Origin of the sequence: uncultured Veillonella sp., from assembly GCF_905209685.1 — a bacterium.
Classification (GTDB): Bacteria; Bacillota; Negativicutes; order Veillonellales; family Veillonellaceae; genus Veillonella.
On sequence record NZ_CAJLUB010000120.1, the window covers coordinates 1 to 5,418 of the forward strand.

Consider the following 5,418-nt stretch of genomic DNA (forward strand, 5'->3'; position numbering starts at 1 on the left):
CAGCAACGATTTGTTTTGCATCAAGGCCCATTTTTTCAGCAAAATATGTTTTTTGCGTAGGTGCTTGCATAGCAATTGGACTTTTAGCAGTGGACAAGTTTGGCAAGAATTCTGGATAGAATGTTTCTGCAAACTTAACCCATGCTGGGCAACAAGATGTAAATTGAGGCAATACCGCATCACTGTTGATAACGCGTTCTAACAACTCAGATGCTTCTTCCATGATAGTCATATCAGCGCCAAAGTTTGTATCGAGGATATAGTCACCACCCAATTTACGAAGGGCTGCAACCATTTTACCTTCTACAAAAGTACCAGCCTCAAGGCCAAATTCTTCACCTAAACCAACACGAACAGCTGGTGCCGTTTGGAAGATAACGATTTTATTAGGGTCAGCAATCGCTGCTTTAACTTCATCAATTTCGCTGCGTTCATTGATGGAATCGAATGGACAGATAGATGCACATTGACCGCAATGAATACAAATAGGATGGTCCCCATTAGTTGTTAAATCATAATAATCAAATACGCCCATGTCTACAGCACAAGCTTTACGACATAAGGAGCAGTTTTTACATTTGGATAAATCTTGAACTAAAGCAATATTGCCGTCTTCAATCGGTACGCGACGGTCTAAAAATTGGTACTTACTCATGAGTTCCTCCTACTTAGGTAACGTTGTTATCGTTAATCGATGAAATTATACTATAAATTGTGACTTTTATCAATAAATTTACATGTAATTCCTTTGCATAACAGATATTAAAAAATCGCATGCTATAAGGAATTATAGGCGTTCTTCCAATTCCATCCACCGTTCTGTGAGCGCATCTATTTGGGATTGAGTCTCTTCTCGCTCAGCCATCAAGGATTGCATCTTCTCATAATCGGTAGCAACTTGACTAATCATGACATCGAGGCCCTTTACTAAATGCTCTAATTTAGGCAATTCCTCCATGATACTAGCATACTCCGCTTCTTCCGCTTTATTTAGCCCCTTCTTTGGTGCTTCTTTGAAAGTATCTCCCCCAGAAGTTGTAATGCTACTATCACTACCATCTGCTGAGTTGCCTAACGATGAATCATCACTGGCAGTACTAGGTGCAACCCCTTCAGCTTTTTCTTCTTTAGAAGTAACAGATATACCTGTATTAGCCATATAGAATGGGCGCTTTCCAACGCTACTTTCATCTAAAGAATCCTTGTAATCAGAATAGGAGCCATGAACAATCTCAATATGACCATCACCACTGAACACAAAAAGTTTGTCCACAACGCGGTCTAAGAAATAACGATCGTGGCATACGGTGATAATGACACCACTAAAGGAATCGAGGAAGTCCTCTAGTACCTCTAATGTAGGAATATCAAGATCATTGGTCGGTTCGTCTAGTAACAACACATTAGGAGCGCTCATAAGCAATTTCAATAGATACAACCGACGTCGTTCGCCACCAGAAAGTTTGCGAATAGGCACACCATGTAACTCAGGTGTAAATAGGAATCGTTCAAGAATCTGACCAGCACTCAATGTAGAGCCATCACCAAGCACCATATAGGAATGGTCTTCCCGAATATAATCGAGAACACGCATATCTTCATCAAACTCAGGCAGTTCTTGTTTGAAATGTGCAATGCGAACTGTCTCGCCTTTACCAATCGTACCGCTTGTAGGTTCATAGGTTCCATCAAGAATGTTCATAAAGGTGGACTTGCCAACCCCATTAGGACCGACGATACCGATACGATCATGACGTACTACGTGGTAGGTAAAATCCTTAATCATAGGACGCTCGCCAAAGTAGAATGCTAAATGTTCAATATCAAAGATGGTTTTCCCTAAACGCGTTTTTAAAGCAATAGGATCCATTTGATCCGGGCGTCTAGTTTTCTCCATATTCTTAAGTTTTTCATAGCGGTCTAAACGAGCCTTTTGTTTTGTCGTTCTCGCCAACGCACCACGGCGCACCCATTCGATTTCTCGTTTTAAGAACTGACGACGCTTCTCTTCTGTAGCCGCCTCACGAGCCTCTCGATCAGCCTTTAAGGCAATAAACTCTTCGTAGTTGCCATCGTATTGGTACATACGTCGATTCGATAATTCTAAAATCCCATTACATACGGAATCGAGGAAATATCTATCATGGGTACTAATTAATAGTCCTCCTTGGCGAGCACTTAAATAAGACTCTAGCCAATCGATACTATCTTCATCTAAATGGTTTGTCGGTTCGTCTAGCAATAATAGATCACAAGGATATAATAATGCCTGCCCTAATGCAAGGCGACGCTTTTGACCACCAGATAACATAGCCACCTTTTGATCCACATCAGGAAAACCTAATTTAGATAAAATAATACGAGCCTCTTGCTCCACTTGCCAACCATCTTGTTGGTCCATCTGCTCCAAGGAATTCATATAGTTCCGTGATACTTTAGCATCCTCGCCACCAGCCTCTTGCACTTCGCGATATTCACGACTAATGCGCTCAAAGGATTGTACCATTCGTAAACGAGGATGATCACCATCAAGAACAGCTTCTAGTAATGTTGAATCCGGATCAAACTCAGGTGTTTGTGCTAGATAATGTATACTAGCCTTACCATTTCGCTCAATGGTCCCCTTATCTGGCTCCATTTGTCCTGCCAAAATTTTTAAGAAGGTAGACTTACCTGTCCCATTAATGCCCACAAGACCTAGCCGTTTTTCGGTGGTGAAAGTAATATTTACCTCCTTAAACAGCAGTCGTGTGCCATATGATTTTTCTATGTTTTGTAAACTAATAACGTTCATCGTATGCTCCTATTATGTCATTCTGATATTTATTATACTACACATTACCATTGACAGTAACAGGCCCCCTCAGTAGAATAAACGTAACGTATATATTCATGAGGAGGTCCACATGGCAGCAGATATCGTTTTAGACTTTTATGAAACTATCAACTTTGAACTTATCGATATCGATGGGTATGACACATTATTTACAGAGCTCTTGGAAGATGGCACCTATGCAACTGTGTCCGATGATGACGGTCATTTGCCAGAGGATTTAGAAACACCAATCGTATTCAATGTATACGACGACAATGACTCCTTCCAATGGAGTGTGACCCTCGATGACTCTTACCAACTAAAAGACTTGTTAGATAGTGCTGAAAGCACAGATGCATTCTTGGAAACACTTCAAAAAATTCGACAAGAACATATTGAACAATACCAATAAAACAAAAGCGATGACCTTAGACAGGTCATCGCTTTTATAATTTTATGATAGAGCATATAACGTTGATATAGCATATAACGTTTATTGAACCAACATCGTTAATGAAACATATCGAGCTATATAGCTTTTACAATCACTATAATTCTATAAATACTAAACTATTAACTAATAGATTGCTCTACTTTCACTAATTCTACCGGCGTCTCAGCATCTAATATGGCTATAAGACTATTTACGATATTAGCCGCACCATCCACATGCCATTCACGAGCGCGCTCAGACATTTGTTGAAGTCTCGGAGAGTTAATAAGAAGTGCGGTCACAACGTCTTCCAAGTTATGAATATCACGAGCCCAACGAGCACAACCTCGTTGTTCTAACAGCTCTGCATTGGCCTCTTCTTGCCCTGGGATAGCGTTAAAGAATACCATAGGCAAACCAATAGTAACCGCTTCCATACATGTTAACGCACCAGGCTTTGTTACCAGCAAAGAAGACGACTTCATAAGTTCCGAAATATTCGTAGTATATCCGTATACAATGGTCTTAGTTCGCATAGATTCACTAAGGGTAACTAAGGATTCATAAAGAGATGTATTTTGACCGGCTACGACAGTAATTTCATCAATACCGTTTACTTCATCTAAATGTTTTAATGCCGTTTCTAGAGAACCTAAACCTAGGCCACCGCCCATAACGAGCACTTTTACCGGTTTCTCTAAGCTATATTCTTCAATAGCATCACGGAAGAAGGAGCGTCGTACAGGAATACCTGATACATGGATGCGTGATTTATCAATACCAGCTGCTACCATTTCATCTACCATCGATTCAGTAGCTACATAGTATGTATCAATTTGAGGGTATAGCCAAAATTGATGACTACTAAAGTCCGTCATGATAGCCACTAATGGTACATCGATATGTCCTTGGCGTTTTAAGATAGACGCTGCACCACATGGGAATGGATGCGTAAATACCATTACATCTGGCTCTTCTTGTTGTACCAATTTGAGCATGCGGCTTTTCAATAGGTATGATAATGCAGTTTGCATAATCGTACCTCGTTTTTCCCCTTTTGATACGCGATAAATCATATCATATAGCATCGGGAATACGTCAATCATCTTGATGTATGTGCCCTTGATCAAATGCTCTACAGACATGGTTTCTGTATCAAGAAAGTCCACATGAGTTATCGACGCTTGTGGTTCTTTCTCTTTCCAATATTCTTCTATGGCTCTGGCGGCCTGCATATGTCCTGTCCCAATAGAAGCGGACACGATGAGAACCTTCCGTGATCTTTCGTTATTCATAGTACACCCTTTCTCTGTGCATTATACCATAAATAGACGAAAAAAAGAGACCTCGAAAGGTCTCTTTCCAATCCATTAGGGATTATTTTTTGCGTTTTTTAGCTTTTGTAGCGTTAACTTGCTCTTTCAAACCTTTAAAATCATGCTCAACCTGCACCAAATACTCATCAAATTTATTAGAATTCATATATTCTTGAGGAACTTGCTCAATGTTTACTAAAACCGTGTCAATAAATGCTTTCCCAAGATGACGATGCAAAACAGCCACGTGGTCACTATCTGTGAAATGCTCGGTTTCACCACGCTGCGTCATAATATTACAAACATAAGCAATCTCTGCTTGGGTTTCCAAGAGCGCTTGCCCAATTTCTTCTATCACCATATTGGGTAAGATAGAGGTAAACAATGATCCCGGTCCCAAAACTACCATATCACTTTCTAAAATTGTCTGCACCACTTTGCGGCTAGCAGTTGGTTTTTGGTCATTATAGGTGTTGGTGACATAAACTCGTTCAATCATACCTTGGTGCTCTGCCAAATGACTTTCTCCAGCCACCTCACTTCCATCAGTAAATACAGCATGAAGCGTCAAAGGTGTATCACAAGACGGATAAATCTTGCCAGTTGTGTGGAAAAACTTGGTCAACAGTTGCATGGCATTGTAAGTCGAACCTTGCATTTCTGAAATTCCGGCAATAATCAAGTTTCCAAGAGGATGTCCAGCTAAAGCACCGTCTTCTTCTGCAAAGCGATATTGAAAGACTTTTTCATAAAAACGAGGCATATCCGACAAAGCCACCAAAACATTTCGTAAATCACCTGGTGGTGTTAATTGCTGAATGTTTTTCCGTAATTCACCTGAACTTCCTCCGTCA

The 5,418-nt window shown here is 40.3% G+C and carries 5 protein-coding genes; 1 reads left to right on the forward strand and 4 read right to left on the reverse strand.

Annotation, left to right across the window (positions count from 1 at the left end):
• The coding region (locus QZ055_RS07870) for a [Fe-Fe] hydrogenase large subunit C-terminal domain-containing protein (protein ID WP_295825847.1) at nucleotides 1-655 on the reverse strand (655 nt) is incomplete at its 3' end.
• Nucleotides 656-787: 132 nt separating this feature from the next.
• Nucleotides 788-2,794, reverse strand: coding sequence for an ABC-F family ATP-binding cassette domain-containing protein (locus QZ055_RS07875; RefSeq protein WP_295825854.1), 2,007 nt, complete (start codon nucleotides 2,792-2,794; stop codon nucleotides 788-790).
• Between the two features lie 112 nt (nucleotides 2,795-2,906).
• Here QZ055_RS07875 and QZ055_RS07880 point away from each other — a divergent pair, with 112 nt between their 5' ends.
• Complete coding sequence (locus tag QZ055_RS07880; RefSeq protein WP_295204268.1) at nucleotides 2,907-3,227, forward strand: hypothetical protein; 321 nt, start codon at nucleotides 2,907-2,909, stop codon at nucleotides 3,225-3,227.
• 161 nt (nucleotides 3,228-3,388) lie between these two features.
• On the opposite strand, the gene QZ055_RS07885 is transcribed toward QZ055_RS07880, so the two are convergent.
• Both QZ055_RS07885 and yvcK read right to left on the reverse strand, forming a co-directional pair.
• Nucleotides 3,389-4,543, reverse strand: a complete 1,155-nt coding sequence (locus QZ055_RS07885; RefSeq protein WP_295793847.1) for an MGDG synthase family glycosyltransferase — start codon at nucleotides 4,541-4,543, stop codon at nucleotides 3,389-3,391.
• A gap of 82 nt (nucleotides 4,544-4,625) precedes the next feature.
• A partial coding sequence (gene yvcK / locus QZ055_RS07890; RefSeq protein ID WP_295825858.1) for a uridine diphosphate-N-acetylglucosamine-binding protein YvcK occupies nucleotides 4,626-5,418 on the reverse strand: 793 nt, incomplete at its 5' end.

Excerpts from the sequence above, each read along its gene's own strand:
- QZ055_RS07880 (WP_295204268.1), top strand. The coding sequence starts at position 2,907 with ATGGCAGCAGATATCGTTTTAGACTTTTATGAAACTATCAACTTTGAA.
- QZ055_RS07885 (WP_295793847.1), bottom strand. The coding sequence starts at position 4,543 with ATGAATAACGAAAGATCACGGAAGGTTCTCATCGTGTCCGCTTCTATT.
- QZ055_RS07875 (WP_295825854.1), bottom strand. The coding sequence starts at position 2,794 with ATGAACGTTATTAGTTTACAAAACATAGAAAAATCATATGGCACACGA.